General features: G+C 57.8%; 19 protein-coding genes. 4 read left to right on the forward strand and 15 right to left on the reverse strand.

Going from position 1 to position 18,990, the window contains the following annotated elements:
- Nucleotides 1-34 precede the first annotated feature (34 nt).
- From QV747_RS14130 to QV747_RS14155, 6 genes are all read right to left on the reverse strand, one after another.
- Nucleotides 35-577: an isochorismatase family protein gene (locus tag QV747_RS14130; RefSeq protein WP_273431955.1), complete on the reverse strand. Its 543-nt coding sequence runs from the start codon at nucleotides 575-577 to the stop codon at nucleotides 35-37.
- Between the two features lie 86 nt (nucleotides 578-663).
- The gene (gene gltX, locus QV747_RS14135) at nucleotides 664-2,052 is read right to left on the reverse strand and encodes a glutamate--tRNA ligase (protein WP_273431953.1); all 1,389 of its coding nucleotides are present in this window, start codon (nucleotides 2,050-2,052) and stop codon (nucleotides 664-666) included.
- Between the two features lie 125 nt (nucleotides 2,053-2,177).
- Nucleotides 2,178-3,659: a membrane-bound lytic murein transglycosylase MltF gene (gene mltF, locus QV747_RS14140; protein ID WP_052190681.1), complete on the reverse strand. Its 1,482-nt coding sequence runs from the start codon at nucleotides 3,657-3,659 to the stop codon at nucleotides 2,178-2,180.
- A gap of 577 nt (nucleotides 3,660-4,236) precedes the next feature.
- Nucleotides 4,237-4,497 carry a hypothetical protein gene (locus tag QV747_RS14145; RefSeq protein ID WP_047393534.1) on the reverse strand — a complete coding sequence of 87 codons (261 nt, stop codon included), beginning with the start codon at nucleotides 4,495-4,497 and terminating at the stop codon, nucleotides 4,237-4,239.
- Nucleotides 4,498-4,580: 83 nt separating this feature from the next.
- Nucleotides 4,581-5,399, reverse strand: a complete 819-nt coding sequence (gene pabC, locus QV747_RS14150; protein WP_273431950.1) for an aminodeoxychorismate lyase — start codon at nucleotides 5,397-5,399, stop codon at nucleotides 4,581-4,583.
- 4 nt (nucleotides 5,400-5,403) lie between these two features.
- Nucleotides 5,404-6,720, reverse strand: a complete 1,317-nt coding sequence (locus tag QV747_RS14155; protein ID WP_273431947.1) for an aminodeoxychorismate synthase component I — start codon at nucleotides 6,718-6,720, stop codon at nucleotides 5,404-5,406.
- A 151-nt stretch (nucleotides 6,721-6,871) separates the two neighbouring features.
- Here QV747_RS14155 and QV747_RS14160 point away from each other — a divergent pair, with 151 nt between their 5' ends.
- The gene (locus QV747_RS14160) at nucleotides 6,872-7,414 is read left to right on the forward strand and encodes a lipocalin family protein (protein ID WP_273431944.1); all 543 of its coding nucleotides are present in this window, start codon (nucleotides 6,872-6,874) and stop codon (nucleotides 7,412-7,414) included.
- Nucleotides 7,415-7,483: 69 nt separating this feature from the next.
- On the opposite strand, the gene QV747_RS14165 is transcribed toward QV747_RS14160, so the two are convergent.
- The 9 genes from QV747_RS14165 to QV747_RS14205 form a co-directional block, all read right to left on the reverse strand.
- A complete protein-coding gene (locus tag QV747_RS14165; protein WP_273431940.1) occupies nucleotides 7,484-9,949 on the reverse strand; it encodes a DUF1631 family protein in 2,466 nt (821 codons plus the stop codon).
- Nucleotides 9,950-10,196: 247 nt separating this feature from the next.
- On the reverse strand, nucleotides 10,197-11,438 hold the full coding sequence (fabF, locus tag QV747_RS14170; RefSeq protein WP_047393541.1) for a beta-ketoacyl-ACP synthase II: 1,242 nt from the start codon (nucleotides 11,436-11,438) through the stop codon (nucleotides 10,197-10,199).
- Nucleotides 11,439-11,590: 152 nt separating this feature from the next.
- Nucleotides 11,591-11,830 (reverse strand): acyl carrier protein, encoded by a 240-nt coding sequence (acpP, locus tag QV747_RS14175; protein WP_028449818.1) that lies wholly within the window; start codon nucleotides 11,828-11,830, stop codon nucleotides 11,591-11,593.
- Between the two features lie 198 nt (nucleotides 11,831-12,028).
- Nucleotides 12,029-12,772, reverse strand: coding sequence for a 3-oxoacyl-ACP reductase FabG (gene fabG / locus QV747_RS14180; RefSeq protein ID WP_047393543.1), 744 nt, complete (start codon nucleotides 12,770-12,772; stop codon nucleotides 12,029-12,031).
- A gap of 72 nt (nucleotides 12,773-12,844) precedes the next feature.
- Nucleotides 12,845-13,771 carry an ACP S-malonyltransferase gene (gene fabD, locus QV747_RS14185; RefSeq protein ID WP_273431935.1) on the reverse strand — a complete coding sequence of 309 codons (927 nt, stop codon included), beginning with the start codon at nucleotides 13,769-13,771 and terminating at the stop codon, nucleotides 12,845-12,847.
- 87 nt (nucleotides 13,772-13,858) lie between these two features.
- Nucleotides 13,859-14,818, reverse strand: coding sequence for a beta-ketoacyl-ACP synthase III (locus QV747_RS14190; protein WP_028449815.1), 960 nt, complete (start codon nucleotides 14,816-14,818; stop codon nucleotides 13,859-13,861).
- Between the two features lie 15 nt (nucleotides 14,819-14,833).
- Nucleotides 14,834-15,880 (reverse strand): phosphate acyltransferase PlsX, encoded by a 1,047-nt coding sequence (gene plsX / locus QV747_RS14195; RefSeq protein ID WP_273431931.1) that lies wholly within the window; start codon nucleotides 15,878-15,880, stop codon nucleotides 14,834-14,836.
- Nucleotides 15,881-16,106: 226 nt separating this feature from the next.
- Nucleotides 16,107-16,286: a 50S ribosomal protein L32 gene (gene rpmF, locus QV747_RS14200; RefSeq protein ID WP_081986560.1), complete on the reverse strand. Its 180-nt coding sequence runs from the start codon at nucleotides 16,284-16,286 to the stop codon at nucleotides 16,107-16,109.
- A gap of 25 nt (nucleotides 16,287-16,311) precedes the next feature.
- Nucleotides 16,312-16,806: a DUF177 domain-containing protein gene (locus QV747_RS14205; RefSeq protein WP_028449813.1), complete on the reverse strand. Its 495-nt coding sequence runs from the start codon at nucleotides 16,804-16,806 to the stop codon at nucleotides 16,312-16,314.
- Between the two features lie 93 nt (nucleotides 16,807-16,899).
- On the opposite strand from QV747_RS14205, the gene QV747_RS14210 reads away from it, so the two are divergent.
- The 3 genes from QV747_RS14210 to QV747_RS14220 all read left to right on the forward strand — a co-directional run bounded on the left by QV747_RS14210 (nucleotide 16,900) and on the right by QV747_RS14220 (nucleotide 18,989).
- The gene (locus QV747_RS14210; RefSeq protein WP_273431929.1) at nucleotides 16,900-17,499 is read left to right on the forward strand and encodes a Maf family nucleotide pyrophosphatase; all 600 of its coding nucleotides are present in this window, start codon (nucleotides 16,900-16,902) and stop codon (nucleotides 17,497-17,499) included.
- A gap of 75 nt (nucleotides 17,500-17,574) precedes the next feature.
- Nucleotides 17,575-18,282 (forward strand): SAM-dependent methyltransferase, encoded by a 708-nt coding sequence (locus QV747_RS14215; RefSeq protein ID WP_047393549.1) that lies wholly within the window; start codon nucleotides 17,575-17,577, stop codon nucleotides 18,280-18,282.
- Between the two features lie 86 nt (nucleotides 18,283-18,368).
- The gene (locus QV747_RS14220; RefSeq protein WP_273431926.1) at nucleotides 18,369-18,989 is read left to right on the forward strand and encodes a phosphatase PAP2 family protein; all 621 of its coding nucleotides are present in this window, start codon (nucleotides 18,369-18,371) and stop codon (nucleotides 18,987-18,989) included.
- The last annotated feature ends 1 nt before the right edge of the window (nucleotide 18,990 follow it).

Below are 18,990 nucleotides of genomic sequence, written 5' to 3' on the forward strand. Positions count from 1 at the left end.
ACTCCCGGCGGCCAAACCGCCATTGCGCCGGGCCTTAGGCCGCAGCAGATTGTGCTTGAAGGTAGGCAAGCGGCAGCACCTGAATGGGGTTGCCCGCCACGGCCAGATTGGCCCATAGCCAGTTCAGGTGCGCCACCAGTTGCGCCCCGCCGGCATGCGGGCGATCTTTGCTGGTATGCGCATCACTCACCACCGTTACCAGATACCCCAGGGAGGCAGCGCGCCGAACGGTCGTATCCACGCAGAAATCCGAGGCATACCCCGTGATCCACAAGGCCTCGATCTGTTCAGCGGCCAGCGTGGCTTGCAAGGTGGTGTCCAGAAAACTATCGGCCGAGCTTTTAGCGATCACGCTATCCGTCGGCAGCCGCACCAGCCCCGGATGCAGCGCCCATTCAGGTGAGCCCTGCGGCAAGTCGGGTTCATGGTGCTGGATAAAGATCACCGGCAGCTGCCGCTGTCGCGCCAGCGCGATGGTGGCATTGATTTGCGCCAGCGTTGCGGCTCCGCAGGTGGCCGGTGGGCTTGATTCAATCAGCCCGGTTTGAAAATCAATCACCAGCAAAGCTGTCCGCATCTGTGCTTACCCGTAAAAAAGGGCAGCCGCGTCTGGCGCCTGCTGCCCTGAGTTCTGCTAATGCTCACACCAAGGTGAGCAGCCGTTTAGGCAGCCAGACGGCGCAACACTTCGTCGCGACCAATCAGCGCTAGTACCGCATCCACCGATGGCGTGTTGGTAATGCCGCACACTTTGGCGCGCAGTGGCATACCTACTTGCGGCATTTTCACGCCTTGGGCTTTGACGAAGTCTTTGATAAACGCCCCCAGCGTCGCCGCATCCCAGCTTGCCAGTTGCGCAGCTTCAGCGGCAAATACCTTCAGGCGCTCTTCCGACTCCGGGTCGAGGTGTTTTTCCACGATCTCGGCAGTGGGCGTTAAGGCCTGATAGAAATACACGGCTTGCTCGGCCATCTCAACCAAGGTTTGGCTGCGATCTTTCAGTAGCGCACATACCTCGGCCAGCGCTGGGCCGACCTCGGTGGCGATGCCCTTATCGGCCAGAAAACCGGCCACGCGCGCGGCCAGTTTGGCTGGATCGGCGGCTTTGATGTATTGCGCGTTGATCCACAGCAGCTTGTCACGGTCCATCCGGCTAGGGCTGCCGCTCACGTCTTGCAGATCAAACCACTCCACAAACTGCGCCATCGAGAAGACTTCATCGTCGCCGTGCCCCCAGCCCAGGCGAGCCAGATAATTGAGCAGCGCTTCGGGCAAGATACCCTGGCTGTCGTAATCCACCACCGACACGGCATCCCGACGTTTTGAGAGCTTCACGCCCTGATCGTTATGAATCATTGGCAGATGGGCAAATACCGGCACTGCGGCCCCCATCGCTTCATAGATCACGATCTGGCGCGGGGTGTTGTTGACGTGGTCGTCGCCACGAATCACATGGCTGATGCGCATATCGGCGTCGTCCACCACCACACAGAAGTTATAGGTGGGCGTGCCGTCCGGGCGGGCGATAATCAGATCATCCAGCTCGTCGTGGCTGATCTCGATGCGGCCTTTCACTTGGTCTTCCCACACCACCGAGCCACCGATGGGCGTTTTGAAACGCACTACAGGTTTGATGTCGGCAGGGATAGCGGGCAGCGTTTTGCCATCCTCTGGGCGCCAAGTGCGATCGTAACGGGGCTTTTCGCCTTTGGCTTCCGCTGCAGCACGCTGAGCTTCCAGCTCTTCCTTGCTGCAATAGCAGTAATAGGCAGTGCCATTGGCGAGCAATTGCGCGATCACTTCCTTGTAGCGCTCCATGCGCTGCATTTGGTAGAACGGGCCTTCGTCGTAGCCCAAGCCCACCCAGTGCATGCCATCGAGAATGGCAGCGACTGATTCAGGGGTGGAGCGCTCCAGATCCGTGTCTTCGATCCGCAGCACAAACTGGCCACCGTGTTTTTTGGCATACGCCCACGAGAACAAAGCGGTACGCACACCACCAATATGCAGCAGGCCTGTAGGAGATGGCGCGAAACGGGTACGAACGGTCATGGCGACTAATCCGGCAAATTCCAAAGCCGCTATTGTAATGCAAAAGCGCGTGCTCGCCGCCACCTGCCAAAACAAAGGGCGATACACCCAGGATGTATCGCCCTCTAGACTATATATTGATTGGCTTAACGCACAATACTCTGCATGTCATTCCCAGCCATGGCCAAGCGCTCTGGGCGATTGGGCTTGAGCGTGCTGTTGATTTCCAGCGGCAGGTTTTCTGGATTCAGCACCACCACGGTCTCCGAGACCACGGGCAGCACGGTTTTGCTCGGCGCTTCAAAGCGCGCGAGGATGTCGTAATACGATTGCAGGCTTTCCACAAAGATCACCGGCTCACCACCGCGGGCGTAGCCATATTTCAGCGTGCTGAAGTATTCGGGCTTGCGCAGCAGCGGCAGCACGGATTTCACATCCGCCCAGCTGTTGGGGTCTTTCTTCATGCGCACCGCCAGCGTGCGCGCATCAATCAGATGGCCCATGCCGATGTTGTAGGCGGCCAGCGCCAGCCACGTGCGATCAGGCTCGGGCGCGCGATCAGCCAGGGTGTCTTTCAAGAGCTGAATATATTTGGCGCCGCCAATAATGCTTTGATAGGCATTGGTGCGATCAACATTCATGCGCTGTGCAGTTTCATTGGTCAGCATCATGATGCCGCGCACGCCGGTGGGCGAGACTGCTTCAGGGTTCCAGTGCGACTCTTGATACGACAGAGCCGCGATCAGGCGCCAATCCAGCCCGGTGGTGGCTTCGGCTTCTTTAAACCATTTTTTATAGCGGGGCAGCGTGTTTTGAATGCGGCCCAGATAGGCCAGCGCATCGAGCTGATCCACGCGATTTACGTGCCCGTAGTAACGATCCAGCAGGCGCCGCAGCGAGCCATCGGCCAATTGCGTCTGGAAAAACTCGCTAATTTTGGCCTGCAGCTCGGTATCTTGCTCCGGCATCACCCACGCCAGCTGTTGCCGGCTGGCAATCTGGCTGGAGGTCATGATATTCGGGTAGTAGTTTTGCGCGACTTCGGCCGCATGTGAATCCACCAGCGCGAATTCCAGCTTGCCTTGCGCCACTTGTTCGATCAGCGCTTCGCTTTCGCCCGCACCCACCACTTCCCAATGCAGGGCTGGTGCCGTTTGCTTCAGCTTTTCCAGCGCCGGCACATATTGCGGCAAGGTGCTGAGCGTCGCCAAGCCTTCCTTGATCGCTTTCAGTGCGGTTTCTTCGCTGGTTTTACCGCTGAACACCAGTCGCGCTTCCACGTCCTGATAAGGCGTGCCATAAATCAGACCAGAAACCTGATCCAGTGGCCCACCCACGGCCAGATGCGCCTCACGGCGCTGCAGGCGCGCCAGCATATCGCTGTAGCTGCTGCTGACCTGGAAACGCACTTTCAGCGCGTTGCGTTCGGCAAATTTGGAAATCAGGTCGTATTCCAGACCGGCATAGTTACCCTCGGCGTTCACATACAGTGACGTCGGGCCGTTTTGCACCAGCACGATGAGTTCTTTCGAGTCTGCCCACGACAATACGCGCTGCGCCGGAGCTTGTTCCATCTCCCCGCAACCAAACAGTAACAATGTGGACAGTGCTAGCAAAAACCGCTTCATGCCTTCCCTTCGCTAAATTCGAACGGACGGATTTTGCCTGCATGCCCTTGAAAATACAAACAAAAATCCCTGCCAAACATTACCATTGGCTAATAAAGCCAGTTTTCCTACCGGCAAAAAGCAAGACAAAATCAAAATCAGAGAAATAAACAAGAAAGCAAAAGAAAGTTTCTTGTAATTATTTTTTGTAAGTCTGGACAGCAAAACGGAAAGCGCAGCGACCTGCTGCTTGGGCGGCGGTGAGCGTAAATGACAACGGCAAGGGCGAAGATTGCTAGCCAAACTGGTGATTGCTGGCTTTGCTGACGGAAACTGCGCGAAAAGTCAGCCTCACTTACATGATGTAAGCATTTTACGACTTGCCAAGCCGGCGCATTTACGCTTGCAAGACCGACAAACGGTAGCTCCTTGACAGGGCTGTCAGGGAGCTTTTTTTCGGTAAAAAAATGTACGAGCGCTGAAAAAAGACCTTTCGCCTGGGCAAAACAGCGATTTTTTGCTTATTTTTTAGGCAAACATGGGTAAAAACAGCCGATCACCCGCAGTGAGCGTGCTCACACCCGGCGAAACTGAGCACTTATTTTTGGCAATATTTCGCAAAATCGGCCCGCACCACCTGCTGGCGCTGCTGCATCTTCTGAATATCGTAGGATTTGTTATTGGCTTTACCGGTTAAACGCCGGGTAATCAGCTCATCTTCCTTCGCGAGCTTGGCGCAGCGTTGCGCTTCGAGCGCCGCCAGCTTGGCTGGATCGGCCTGATAATATTGTGAAGTCGAATTGGCCTGCGCGAACGCGCTCAGACACAGCAAAGACAGACACAGACGACGCAGCAACATGCGGGGCAACTCCGGCAAAAAATTAGGATTAAATAATACGCGAATTTGGCAGGCGCTTCGCCCCACCCTGCGCCGGGCTGTACTTAGGGCAAACGCGCCAGAGCCGCCTGCCACTCAGCGGTGAGCGCTGGCCGCGGCAAAGGCTGGCCATCCCAGCTTGCCACCGGCAATAAACCCGATAGCGAATTACACAGCCATAGCCCTTGCAGGCCAACCAGCTCGGCGCGCGAAATTGGGCGCTCACTCACCGGCCAGCTCAGCTCAGTGGCCGCGCGCCAGCTTTGCGCCCGCGCCACGCCGGCGACCCCGGCGCTATCTAAGCGCGGGGTGCACAGCACGCCATCCAGTAGCACCCACACATTGCTCATTACCCCTTCGATCAGCAAGTCATCGCGATCAAAGAGCAAGCCTTCGTAAATGGCCGGATCCTGCCATTCGCGGCGGGCCAGCACACTCTCAAGCCGATTCAGGTGTTTGATGCCAGCCAAGGCTGGCTGCCAGCTGGCGCGAGTGGTGCAACTGCGCACCGCCACGCCGACCTGCGCGTATTCAGCTGGGTAAGTCGGCAAAGGGCCGAGCTGAACAATCCGGTTCGGGGTTAAATCCGCGGGCGCGGCATAGCCGCGGGCGCTCTCGCCCCGGGTGAGGATGATTTTCGCGGTTGCGTCTTGCGGGCCCTCGGCCAATAATTGCTGCAACTCTGCGCGCAGCAAAGATGCGGGCGGACATGCAATCCCAAGGCCAGCCGCATCGGCCGCCAGCTTGGCCATCTGCTCGGCCCACCAGCAGGGTTGGCCTGCTACGACTTTAATAGTGCGAAAAACGCCGTCGCCATATTGCAGGCCGCGATCGGCCAGATGAATGTGCTCGGCTGGCTGACCATTGAGCAAACGCCGCAGCATGGTTTTATCCTTCGACGCCAAGGGCGCGTAATAGCCCGCGGGCTTTATGGCGGGTTTCCAGTAATTCCCGCTGCGGATCGGAATCCGCCACGATGCCGGCGCCACAGCGGAAATATAACTGCTGGCCGCGCTGGATAAAGGTACGAATCAGAATATTCAAATCCATACTGCCATCGCGATTGATATAGCCCAGCGAACCGGTGTAACCCAGCCGTGGCCGATCTTCCAGCTCGCGAATAATCTGCATGCAGCGCACTTTGGGGCAGCCGGTAATCGTGCCGCCGGGAAACAGCGCGCGCAAAACATCTGCCGCAGTTATACCCGCCCGGGTATAAGCCCGGATATTAGATTCGATATGGTGTACAAAGGCATACGTCTCGACTGCCATCAGCTCATCGACTTTCACGCTGCCAGGTACGGCGATCCGCCCCAGGTCATTGCGCTCCAGATCCACCAGCATAATGTGCTCGGCACGCTCTTTCGGGGTATTGAGCAGTTTCTCTTTCAGCCGCGCGTCTTCCTGCGGATCGGGCGAGCGGGCAAAGGTGCCGGCAATAGGTCGCGTTTGCACCACGCCGTCGCGCACACTCACCAGCCGCTCGGGCGAGCTGCTGACAATCTGCGTCGTGCCTAAATTCAAATACGCCGAAAACGGCGCCGGATTGGCCACGCGCAAATGCGCAAACACATCCAGCGGCGCTCCGGCGGCCAGCGTAACATCCCAGCCGCGCGAGAGGTTCACCTGAAACACATCGCCATCATAGATATATTGCTTGGCCCGCTCGGCACCGCAGATAAACGCCTCGGGCGCGTCTTCGCTAATTGCGGCAATCTGCAAAGGCTTTGCTTGCCAGGCCTGAGCGCTAGCGAGCAAAGCCTGCAACTGCGTTAATTGTTCGGGTGTCTCGGCGATCAGCGTGGCGCGCTGAGTTTCCCGCTCGATCAACACCGCCGCCGGGCAACGCAGCAAGGCGCCCAATGGCGTGGCGGCAAAAGCCTCGCCGGCGCTGGCGTACTCACGCGTGGGCACGGTTGGCTCGAAGGTTTCCAGTAATTCATAGCCGGCATAGAGCAACCAGCCACCATGAAACGGCCACGGGCTTTGCTCCACGGGCTCGGTGGGCAAGGCTGCCAAGTCGGCCACCAGCTGCGCGCCTTCATCGGCGGCATACAGCCGCTGGCTTTGCGGTAAAGCCGGCAGAATATCCCAGCCCTGGGTGCGGGCTGATTGCAAAATAGCCGGAAACGCCTGCGGGTGGCTGGCCACCAGCGCCTGCAAATCGGGCACCTGATCAAGAGGGGAAGTGTAAACAGCGTGCATGCGCGCATTGTAATGGCAAAGCGGCGCGCGGACGATACGGATCTTCCGCGCGGCAACAGCGTAACCTGCGCCCAAGGCATGCGCTAGGGGCTTGCGAAAGCGCCCGCTCGCCACCACACTCCCATCATCTGTGCTAACTCTGGAGCGCCCGATGCCACTCAGATTCGCCCTTTTCGCCGGCCTGCTCGCCCCAAGCCTCTGGGCCGCCGAGCCCGCGCCGGTGCGCAGCGTGCCGCAATTGGCACTCGAGCGCTACGCAGGCCAGTGGTATGAAATTGCCAAACTGCCGATGTTTTTTCAGCGCCAATGCATGAGCAACACCACGGCCAATTACAGCTTAAACCCCGATGGCTCGATCAAGGTGGTCAATCGTTGCCGCAAAGAAGACGGCAGCGAAATCGATGCCACCGGCCGCGCCACCGTAGTGCCCGGCAGCCAAAATGCCCAGCTGGAGGTGAGTTTTTTCTGGCCATTCAAGGCCGACTATTGGGTGATTGGCTTGGCGAATGATTATCGCTGGGCGGTGGTGGGGCAGCCCTCGCGTAAATACTTGTGGATCTTGGCGCGCACCCCGCAACTGAGCGAAGCCGATCTGCAAGCTGCGCAACAGATCGCGGTGAGCCAAGGCTATGATTTACGCGAATTAAGCTACACCCCACAAACCAAGGGTATAGCCACCGAGAGCATAAAATAAAAGGATCTGTGAGCAATACACCACCCAGGTATTGCTCACCCAGCGAGTCGATCGCCCTAGCCAGCCGCCTTAGGCGGCCTGCCGGTCGAGTGCATCGGCGGTATTGAGCAGTGATTCCATCGCGCGCTCGAACAGCGGCGCTTGCTCCAGCCAGCGGGCCCGGCCCGTTTTGAGCAGTCGCTTAAACACATTCACGCCCAGAATCGATGGCGGCGCGTCATCGCCCAAGCGCAATAGCAAGCGGGTTTCGTTCGGGCTCATCCAGCACAGCTGGGCGGGGCGCAGCTGTCCGGTTAGATTAATTTCCAGCGGCACCCCGTCCCGCAGGCGGGCAAACAGCGCTTCGTTGCTCAGCTCTTCCGGCTCGTTGGCCGCAATAGTGCCCTGCACTACCGAGGCCAGCGCGGCCTCGGCTGCCTGATCCATAAAGCCGATTTCGGCTTTCAGCTCGGCAATGGCCTGATCGAGCAAGACCGGATTCACCTGTTCCAGCTCTTGGCTCGGCGCAGCGTCTTGCGGGTCTTTTGCCTGCTCGCTGATGTAGTCGGCCATCTGCGCGCGCAACTGCGCCATCGAGGGCACTTCCAGCGCGGTGCTTAAAGTGCCGGCAATGGCGGCGCGATGGGCATCGATTAGATAGCTTTTAAAACTTTGCTGCTGCGCAGCCGACCACGGGGTGAGTTTTAAGCCTTCACTCAAAACGCTAATCAGCCGCGGAATCATGCCCAGCAATTGCTGCCGGTCTTCGCGCTCGATTTTCGGCGCGATGCTCCAGAGTAATTCCGGCACAAAGATCCGAAAACGCAATGCTTGCACTTCATCGGTGCGCTCCGCATGCTCGATCGCATACGGCCACAGATTGATCAGAAAATCCTGCAATAGCGCATCAAGGGTAAAGGGGGCGAGCGCTTGCGCAGTTTGCGCGGTGATACGGGCGTAGCGCAGGGTGCGGCTTTCGGCGTTTTCAATGGCCTGGCTGGCGCGTTGGGCGGCATCGTCCAGCGCACGCAATTCGCGGGCGATGAATAGATCGAGCTCATCCAGCATGCGCGCAAATAGCTCAACGCTTTCATCATCATTACCCAGCAGCGCTTCGATAATGCGACGAATTTCGCCGGTAATCCGCTCGGCCTTGGGGTCGAGTTGCTGCAAGCCCTGAGCAATCGAGCCAATGCGATTGACGAGCAAGCGGGCCGGATGGTGTTTTTGCGAAAACAGCGCCGGGTCTTGCAGCGCCGTTTTCAGCACCAACCATTGCAAACGTCCCAGCTGCGCACGGATTTCGGCCGGCACTTGGCTGTCGCGCAAAATAAACTCAAACAGCATCCCCACCACATCAATAATCATCTGCTCATTGATGTCTTGGGTGGCTTCGGTGAGCTCAGTGCGTTGTTCCAGAATCAGATTGCGCACCTGACCCTGCGCATCCAGTGGCGCCTCTTCGGCTTGACCATGCCGCAGCTGGCTAATTGCCGAATCCAGCGTGGCACTGACTACCTGCCGGCCTTGCTGCATTGGCATATTGCCTGCCAGCAGCTGCCGAATCGAACTACCGATTTGTCGCACCGAGCCCAACCAGCCCGCCACCACCCGGCCAGCTTGCGCCGCCAGATCTTGGCCTGGTGAATAGGCCGGCTCTTCATGCGGATACAGGGCATGCTGGCGCATCATGTCCGACCATTGCTCCAGCCGGGCACTGGCCCAAGCACCGGTTTGCACCGGTGCCGATTCGTTGGGTGGCAAATAGCTGCCATCCATTTGCGAAACAGGCCCACTGGCAAAGCCATTGGCTTGGCTGGTATCAACTTCGGTACCATGATCAAGCCGCGGAGCAGCATCAGCCTGCAGATCGGCATTCGTCATATGCCGCATCTGCTGCGGATCGGGTAGCTGGCGCACTTTGAGTTGCAGCTGTGCGGCAATACCATGCGCGGCCAGCAGCTCATTGAGCCCGGCGTAAAGTTCTGCTACATGCTTTAGCAGCTGCTCGGCGATGGTATCGCACAGCGGCTCTTGTAATTCGGGCTCAATGTGTAATTGCTCCAGCGCGCGAGTGAGCGAGCGGGATAATAAATAGGGGCGGAACGGGTTTTCACGCTCATTGATGTCATCCTGCCCAAACAGGATGGCCATGCGGATATTCAGATCGCGCAGCTGCTCTTCGGCCGCGTTGCGCAGGCGAGTGGTGAGTTCATCGATTTTGAGCTCACCATCAAATTCGCCCGCATCCACCAGCGACAAACTGGCACTGGCAAACGAGGCGCTAAAGGATGGTCGGAAAGTGCTGTAGGCCGTTTGAAAACTGCGGTTCAGCAATTGCTCCAGCCCATCGGCCAGCTCGGTTTTCCATCCCACCTCACGCGTCATCACTGCGGCGCGGGCATCCAGCATTTTGCGCTGCTCGCTCAAACTGGTGGCGCGATCCGCTTTGATAAACAGCGCATCGGCCGTTTGCGTCAGCATATCGGGCAAGAGTAAACCGTAGGCGCGTAAAAAGGCCGCGCGCGTCGCGGTTAAGAGTTCATTCCTATCCATACCTATCCATTTTTTGCGCAGCGAAACGAGGATGGGATAGCCCCGTATTTTGTGTTGTAGCCCGTTTCGCTGATTTTCTTGTCATTTTTTGAGTGCGCCAAGATTGTAAGGAATCCAGATTGCAACTTGCATGTATTGCACGCACTAACCGACCAATGGTATTCGACCATAGGCTGAACGGCAGGGCAATAAAAAAGCCGCTCAAAATGAGCGGCTTATTGGCAATGATACCAAGCTGATGCGGGAATCAGATTTTGCGGAACACCAGCGTACCGTTGGTACCACCAAAACCAAAGCTATTCGAGATAGCGACATCAATCTTCATCTCGCGGGCGGTATTGGCGCAATAGTCCAGATCGCAACCGGCTTCAAGGTCTTGCTCGAAGATATTGATGGTGGGTGGCGATACCTGGTGATGCAAGGCCAGGATCGAATACAGCGCCTCAACACCGCCTGCCCCGCCCAACAAGTGGCCAGTCATGGATTTGGTAGAGTTCACCACCACGTTTTTGGCGTGATCACCCAGCGCAATCTTCAGCGCATTGGTTTCGTTCGCGTCACCCAGTGGCGTTGAAGTGCCGTGTGCATTCACATAATCCACATCGGTGGCGTTCAGGCCAGCATCACGCAGGGCGTTTTGTACGCCACGCGCCGGGCCATCCGCATTCGGTGCGGTAATGTGGTGCGCATCCGAGCTCATACCAAAGCCAACCAGCTCGGCATAAATTTTCGCGCCACGTTTTTTCGCGTGCTCGTATTCTTCCAGCACCAATACGCCGGCACCCTCGCCCATCACGAAACCATCGCGGCCTTTATCCCATGGACGTGATGCCGTTGCCGGATCATCGTTGCGCGTTGACAGCGCTTTCATGGCGGCGAAACCACCGATCCCCAGCTTAGAGATCGCGCCTTCCGCACCACCGGCCACCATCACGTCAGCATCACCGTACTGGATCATCCGCATTGAATCACCGATACAATGCGCGCCGGTGGTACACGCCGAAACGATACCGTAGCTCGGGCCTTGATAGCCTTTGATGATCGACACGTGGCCGGCAATCAGATTCACCAGCGAGCCGGGAATAAAGAACGGGCCAATTTTACGCGGGCCGCCGTGCACAACGTCCACGCCTGTGTTTTCAATCAGGGGCAGACCACCAATGCCGGAACCGATATTGACACCGACCCGGGTTTTGTCCAGATTGGCCACGTCATCCAAGCCCGCGTCGGCCACGGCCTGCAAGGCAGCAGCGATACCGTAATGAATAAACACGTCCATGCGACGTGCATCTTTCGGGCTGATGTACTGACCAATATCGAAATCTTTCACTTCACCAGCGATCTGACACGCCAGATCGCTCGCATCAAAACGAGTGATCATGCCGATGCCGGATTTGCCGGCCAGCAGGTTGGCCCAACCCGTAGCAACATCATTGCCGACGGGGGACACTTGACCCAAACCGGTAACAACTACTCTGCGTTTAGACACGTGGGGGTACTCCGCTTAGGTTTGCCGGGCTTGCCGGCTAACACAGAATGCTGGTCGCGCCAGCCTAGGCCGGTTCAAACAGCTGTTTCTGCGCCAGATAAAATAAAACCCCCGCTACGGCTAACCATAGCGGAGGTCTGGAATCACCGAGATTACTTGTTCAGGTGGGCGTTAACGTAGTCAACGGCTTGTTGAACAGTAGTGATTTTCTCAGCGTCCTCGTCAGGGATCTCGCACTCGAACTCTTCTTCGAGGGCCATAACGAGTTCAACGGTGTCGAGTGAGTCGGCGCCGAGGTCGTTTACGAATGAAGAATCAATCTTAACGTCAGTTTCAGGCACGCCCAGTTGCTCAGCAACAATCTTCTTCACGCGCTGTTCGATGTTTTCCATGGATTTAGTTCCCAAGCCTTAATTAGCTTAATTCAGAAAAATGCGTTCGCATTCTACCAAAAATTTGGCGCTGCAAACAGTTACAAGGTGCAATAAGTCGCAAATTTACCTGTTTTCCGGCAAACGTGCTACCGCAGTTGCGGTTATTTTAGTTGCACTTCATCGGCTTAAACCGCAAACGGAGGCGATTCTAACCGATTAATTCATAAACATCCCACCATTTACGTGAATGGTGTTGCCGGTGATGTACGCTGCCTTGTCCGAGGCCAAGAAGCCCACGGCATCGGCGATGTCTTGCGCGTCGCCCAAGCGACCCAGCGCAATATTGGCAATCAGATGCGCTTTTTGCTCGTCCGGCAGACCACGGGTCATGTCGGTGTCGATAAAGCCTGGCGCCACTGCATTCACTGTCACACCACGGCTACCGATTTCTTTAGCCAGTGATTTGGTAAAGCCAAACAGCGCAGCTTTGGCTGCCGAATAGTTGGTTTGCCCAGCATTCCCGGTTGCACCAACGACTGAAGCGATATTGATAATCCGGCCCCAGCGCGCTTTCATCATATTGCGCATCACAGCTTTGGATAATTTGTACACCGGCTTCAGATTGGTATCCATGATGGCATCCCACTCTTCGTCTTTCATGCGCATCAAGAGGTTATCACGGGTAATCCCGGCGTTATTGACCAAGATCGCAATCGCCCCGAATTCTTTCTCGATGTCGGCCACGATGGCGTCACAGGCACCTTCTTCGGTCACATTCAGGCGTTTACCCGCGCCGGTCGCGCCGGCTTCTTTCAGGTAGGCGCTGATGGCTTCTGCGCCACTATCGCTGGTGGCCGTACCCACCACAATGGCGCCCATCCGGGCCAGTTCCAGCGCAATGGCTTGGCCAATCCCGCGTGAGGCGCCCGTCACCAGCGCCACTTTACCTTGCAAACTCATCTTTAACTCCCTATTGGGGGCATTACTCTACAGACCAATTATTTCAATCCATACAGAGCAATACCCTAAGTATTATTCAGCGCTCAGCAAAGCGTCCAGCGCAGCACCATCCACCAAGGCGACCGAGTTAAGCTCTGGAGCGATCCGTTTATTCAGGCCCACCAGTACTTTACCCGGGCCGCATTCTGCCACCAGATCAACGCCGTCGGCGACCATTTTCTGCACCGTTTCGACCCAGCGCACCGGCTGATACAGCTGACGCACCAGCGCATCACGAATCTGCTCCGGATTGCTGTAGCTCGCCACATCCGCGTTGTGCAACACCGGAATCACCGGCGCATGCAACTCGATGGTGGCCAATTTTGCTGCCAGTTTCGCTGCAGCTGGGCGCATCAGATCACAATGCGAAGGCACCGATACAGGCAACAGCAGCGCACGTTTAGCACCGCGGGCTTTACACGCCTCGCAGGCCCGCTCGACCGCCGCTTTATGGCCCGCAATCACCACTTGGCCAGGTGAATTGAAATTCACCGCCTGCACTACTTCGCCCTGCGCGCTTTCCGCACATGCGGCAATGATGTCGGCGTCGGCCAGATTCAAAATCGCCGCCATCGCGCCGGTACCCGCTGGCACGGCTTCCTGCATGGCTTCGGCCCGCAGGCGCACCAGCTCCAGCGCGTCGCCAAAACTCAGGACTTCGGCCGCCACCAGCGCACTGTATTCGCCCAGGCTATGCCCGGCCAGGACGGCGGGCTGTGCGCCACCACGGGCCTGATAGGCACGCCATGCGGCCACACCTGCGGCCAACATCACCGGCTGGGTATTCACAGTAGCGTTCAGCGCCTCGGCCGGACCGTCGCTCACCATGGCCCACAAATCTTGCCCCAGCACGCTGGAAGCTTCATCAAATGTGGCTTTCACAATCGGCATTTCTGCCCAGCCGGCCATCATGCCGACAGCTTGCGAACCCTGACCCGGAAAAACAAAAGCCAATGACATCGCTCACTCCTTGGTTGTGGCGGGCTAACCCACCCTAAAACAATTGTTTGAAACCCAATAAAAACGGCGCTGATGGCGCCGTTGGATTTAGTACTTGGCCAGAATAGCGCCCCAGGCAAACCCGCCGCCAATCCCTTCCATTAACAGGGTTTGGCCGCGCTGGATTTTGCCAGTGCGGATACCATGATCCAGCGCCAGCGGAATCGAAGCCGCCGAGGTATTACCTTGCTGAGCCAGCGTAACAATCACATTGTCCATGCTCATGCCCAGATGCTTGGCAGTGGATTCGATAATGCGCACATTGGCTTGGTGCGGCACCAGCCAGTCGATATCGCTTTTCTGCAAGCCCGCCTCAGCCAGCGTAGCCTCGGCCACATCGGCCAGCGCCCGCACGGCGAATTTGAAGACGGCATTGCCTTCCATATAGATCCACGGCTCACCGTCGAGCACGCCTTGTTTCGGGCGCGCCGCGGTTTTCAGGATGCCGTTATAGCGGCCATCGGCGTGCAGCTTGGTCGCCAGAATGCCAGGCTCAGCAGACGCCGTGAGCACCACCGCGCCCGCACCATCGCCAAACAAAATGCAGGTAGCGCGATCTTGCCAATTAATCAGGTTGGAGAGCTTCTCGGCCCCCACGACCACCGCGCATTTGGCCGCACCGCTTTTGATCATGGCATTGGCCGTGGTCAGGGCATAGGCAAACCCCGCGCAGACCGCCTGCACATCAAAGGCCGGAAAGCCGTGCAGACCGAGCTTGTCCTGCAAGAGACATGCCGTCGATGGGAAAATATTATCCGGGGTGGTGGTGGCCACGATCAGCAGATCGATGTCTTCCCGTGCGATGCCAGCACTTTCGATGGCCCGCTCCACGGCGATCAGGGCCAGGTCGGAAGTTAACTGATCATCCGCTGCGATATGGCGGGCCGAAATCCCGGTCCGGCTCACAATCCACTCATCGCTAGTGTCCACCGACTGCGCCAGCTCGTGGTTGGTGAGGATGCGTTCTGGCAGGTACGAGCCCGTGCCGGCTATGCGGGAATAAATCACAACGCCCCCTTGGCTTTATGCGTTCGGAACAGCCGCATCTGCGGCTTGAAGGTGCTGCAGCTCTTGCTGCACCTGATCGGTAATACGCTGAATCAGACCGGCGCGGGCTTCCTCAACGGCCTGAGCCAGCGCCCAGTAAAATGCCACTGAATCGGCACCGCCGTGGCTTTTCACCACGATGCCGCGCAAGCCCAGAAATGACGCACCGTTGTAGCGACGCGGATCGAGCTTGCGTTTAAATCCTTTCAATACCGGCATGGCCACCATGGCCATCAGCTTGCTGAGCCAGCTGCGGCTAAATTCGGCTTTCAGGTAGGTACTGAACATTTGCGCCACGCCTTCAGAAGCCTTGAGCGTGATATTGCCGGTAAAGCCATCACAGGCCACCACATCCACGGTACCCTTGTAGATGTCATTGCCTTCAACATAACCGGCGAAATTCAACCGGGTTTGTCGCAATAGCTCGGTGGCGGCCTTCACCACTTCATTGCCCTTGATGTCTTCCGAGCCAACATTCAAGAGGCCCACCGTTGGGCTAGCGCTTTGCTTGATCGCGCCATACATGGCCGAGCCCATGATCGCAAACTGCGTCAGCTGCTCTGGCGACGAATCGACATTCGCGCCCAGATCCAGCATCAGCGTTTCGCTGCCTTTCATGGTCGGCATCAGGCTGGCAATCGCCGGACGATCAATCCCCGGAATGGTCTTGAGCACAAAACGCGCCGTGGCCATCAAGGCGCCGGTATTGCCGGCGGACACGCACGCATTGGCTTCACCCGATTTCACCAGATTGATCGCCACGCGCATCGACGAGTCTTTTTTGTTTTTCATGGCTAGCTGCGGCGATTCATCCATCGCCACGACTTCGGATGCCGGATGAATGCGCAGGCGCGGCCCCACTTCGACCTTGTGCGCGATCAGCTCGGCGGCCAGCGCATCCGGCAGGCCCACCAACACGATATTCACATCGGGGTTATCGCGCAAAAAACGCAAGGCGGCCGGCACGGTAACATGCGTTCCGTGATCGCCACCCATGGCATCTACTGCAACGGTAATGTCCATCTGAAATCCCACCCAGCCTGACGCTACGCCCGACCGGAAAATACCAAGAAAAACCAGCGCCGAGACTTTTCACACGGAAAAACTCAGGCTGGACTGGCTGCCTCATCATGACATGGGCGCACCAGTGTACTCGCTTGTGCTTGTAAAACGACGAACGGCGCAAGCGAGAGGTCTCACTTGCGCCGCTAGGCTAAGCAAAGCTTAGAGAGGCAATCAAAGCCGCGAATTACTCGCCTTTAGCCTTGATTACGCGACGGCCTTTGTAGAAGCCGTTTGGAGAAATGTGGTGTGGGCGATGAACTTCGCCAGTTGCTGGATCAACAGATACAGCTGGAGCTGACAGGAAGTCGTGAGCGCGGTGCATACCACGTTTAGAAGGTGATTTTTTATTCTGTTGAACGGCCATGTTAATACTCCTTAATACTCAGTTGTCATTCCGCTTTCCTGGTTTTCAACTGAGCCAGGACTGCAAACGGATTCGGTTTATCGCTCGCCAATTTGGCCAGCGCGTCTTTGTCACTGCATTGCGTATGCGTGGGCGCAATCGGCAAGGCCAGCAAGATTTCGTCTTCGACCAACGCCTCAATATCCAGCGCTGGATCAATCAGCATACCTTCTAGGTCTTCATCGATGGCTTCCGCCTCGTCGATGTCCGCCTCGCTAGTAAACTGAGTCAGTACGGTCTCGCTATGCAGCGGCCACGGCACCCCGGTCAGACAGCGTTGGCAGACCAACTGCAAATCACCTGTTACTTCCAAATAAAGCCACAAGCGTTGCAATCGATCCACGCCGCCTTCGATATGCCAGTGCACTTCACCTGACGTATCGGCCAGCTGATCGTGAAGGCGGGAAAGCTGGGCAAGTGGTATCGAACCCTTGAGTTCTTTAGCTTCTTGCGCAAATTCCGCGCTATGAATCACAGTCATCTTGGCTGCCGCGTAGAACCGGAAACCGCGCATGATATAATGCGCACCTACCCGTGTCAATTGCGCGTCGACCGCAAAAGGTGAACATTTCTTATGCAAAAACAAGCCCATCCTGCGCCCCGGCTGGTTCTGGCCTCGACCTCGGTCTACCGCAAGGAGTTACTCAGCCGTTTGGGCGTACCCTTTGAGGTGGCCGCACCCGAAGTGGATGAAACCCCGCTGTCCGGCGAAACCGCCGCCCAAACCAGCGAGCGGCTGGCGATTGCCAAAGCACAAGCCCTGGCAGCACGCTTTCCCGCCAGCCTGATTATCGGCTCTGACCAAGTGGCGCTACTGAATGGCGAGCAACTGGGCAAGCCCGGCACGCACGCGCGGGCCGTGGCGCAATTGCAAGCCATGCGTGGGCAAAGCATTGATTTTCATACGGCCTTGGCCCTGCATAACACCGCCACAGGCCAAACCCAGAGCGTGGTCGACATCACTCGCGTCACCATGCGCAATTATACCGACGCGCAGATTGAAAGTTATTTACAGCGCGAACAGCCGTACAACTGCGCCGGCAGCGCCAAAACCGAAGGCCTGGGCGTGGTGATGATTGCCAGCATCGAAGGCCGCGATCCGGCCGCCATCATCGGCCTGCCGCTGATCGAGCTGGTGAGCATGCTGAACGCCGAGCAGTTCGCCCTTCTTTAACCCCCAGGGTATTGCTCTGCAAGCAATATGAATCAATGCCCGCAGAGCAATACCCGACAGCCAAGCGAAACCATCATGGCCGGCACCCTTTATTTAATTCCTGTACCGCTGGGCGGCGACACCCTTGAGCACATTTTGCCGCCCGAGGTAATCCACATCGCCCGTACGCTGACGCATTTTGTGGTGGAAAACGCCAAAACCACCCGCGCGCATCTGAAGCTATTTGGCACTCCGCATGAATTACGCAGCCTGAGCATGGCCGAGCTCTCGGAGCACACCAAGCCACAGGAAGTCAGCGCCCTCCTGCAACCGCTGCTCGATGGCCACGATGTGGGTCTACTCTCCGAAGCAGGCTGCCCCGGCGTGGCCGACCCGGGCGCGCGCCTGGTGCAATTGGCGCATCAACGCGGTGTTCGCGTGATGCCACTGGTCGGGCCATCATCCTTACTACTGGCGCTGATGGGCTCGGGCGCCAATGGGCAGAAATTTCGCTTCAACGGCTATTTGCCGGCCGATGCCGGCCAGCGCCTGCAAACCATCCGCCAGCTGGAAACCATTTCCGCCAAAGAAGGCCAAGCCGAGCTTTTCATCGAAACGCCCTATCGCAATCCGGCGCTCTTTAGCGCGCTGCGCGATACCCTCAAGCCCGGCACCCGGCTCACCGTGGCCTGCGATCTCACCTTGCCCAGCCAGGAGATCCTCACACTGGATATCGCCAGCTGGAAAAAACGCCCCGAGCCGCAACTGAATAAGCGGCCAACGGTGTTTATTCTTCAGGCCTGAGCCATCGCCTGCCGCGGCGCGGATGTGAATATGTCCGCGCCAAGCTGAGCCGCAGCCATTAAGCTGGCGCGCTCAGGAGAATCATCATGCCCAAACACCCTTTTCCGCTCATCCCAGCCAGCGCTTGCGCGCTGCTGTTTCTAGCCTTGATTGCTTTTTACCCGCAATTGGCATGGCTGGATGCGGCCGTCGGCCAAGCCCTCTATGGCGGTCACGCCGTAACGATTAGCGCGGCGCGCGGCTTGCAAGCCTTGGGTAGTGGCTGGGGTGTGGCCGCACTGGGCGCAGCGGCCGCGCTGGGCTTAATCCGCCATTGGCGTGATCGGCCAGCGGCGTGGGGTTTGCTGGCGGCGCTGGTGGCCTGCGGCGCCAGCAATCAGCTGGCCAAGCTGTGGCTGGCCCGCCCCCGGCCAGAATGGGGGCCGCTACTAGCGCAGGCCAGTGGCTATTCGCTCCCCAGCGGGCACGCCATGGCCGCCTGCACCTTGGCCGCCGTGCTGGCCAGCATTGCCAGCCGGCATCGCCCCGCCAAACAAGCGCTGTGGTGGAGCCTGGCGGTGACCTGGGTTTTGGCCAGCTGCCTGGCCCGATTGGTACTGGGCGTACACTACTTCACGGATCTAGTGGCCGGCGTGGCGCTTGCCAGCCTGGTGGTGCTGGGCTTTCGGCAGTTTTATCTACAGAAGGAACGGGGTATCTCGCTGTAGG

Origin of the sequence: uncultured Chitinibacter sp., assembly GCF_945957625.1 — a bacterium.
GTDB classification, from domain to species: Bacteria; Pseudomonadota; Gammaproteobacteria; order Burkholderiales; family Chitinibacteraceae; genus Chitinibacter; species Chitinibacter tainanensis.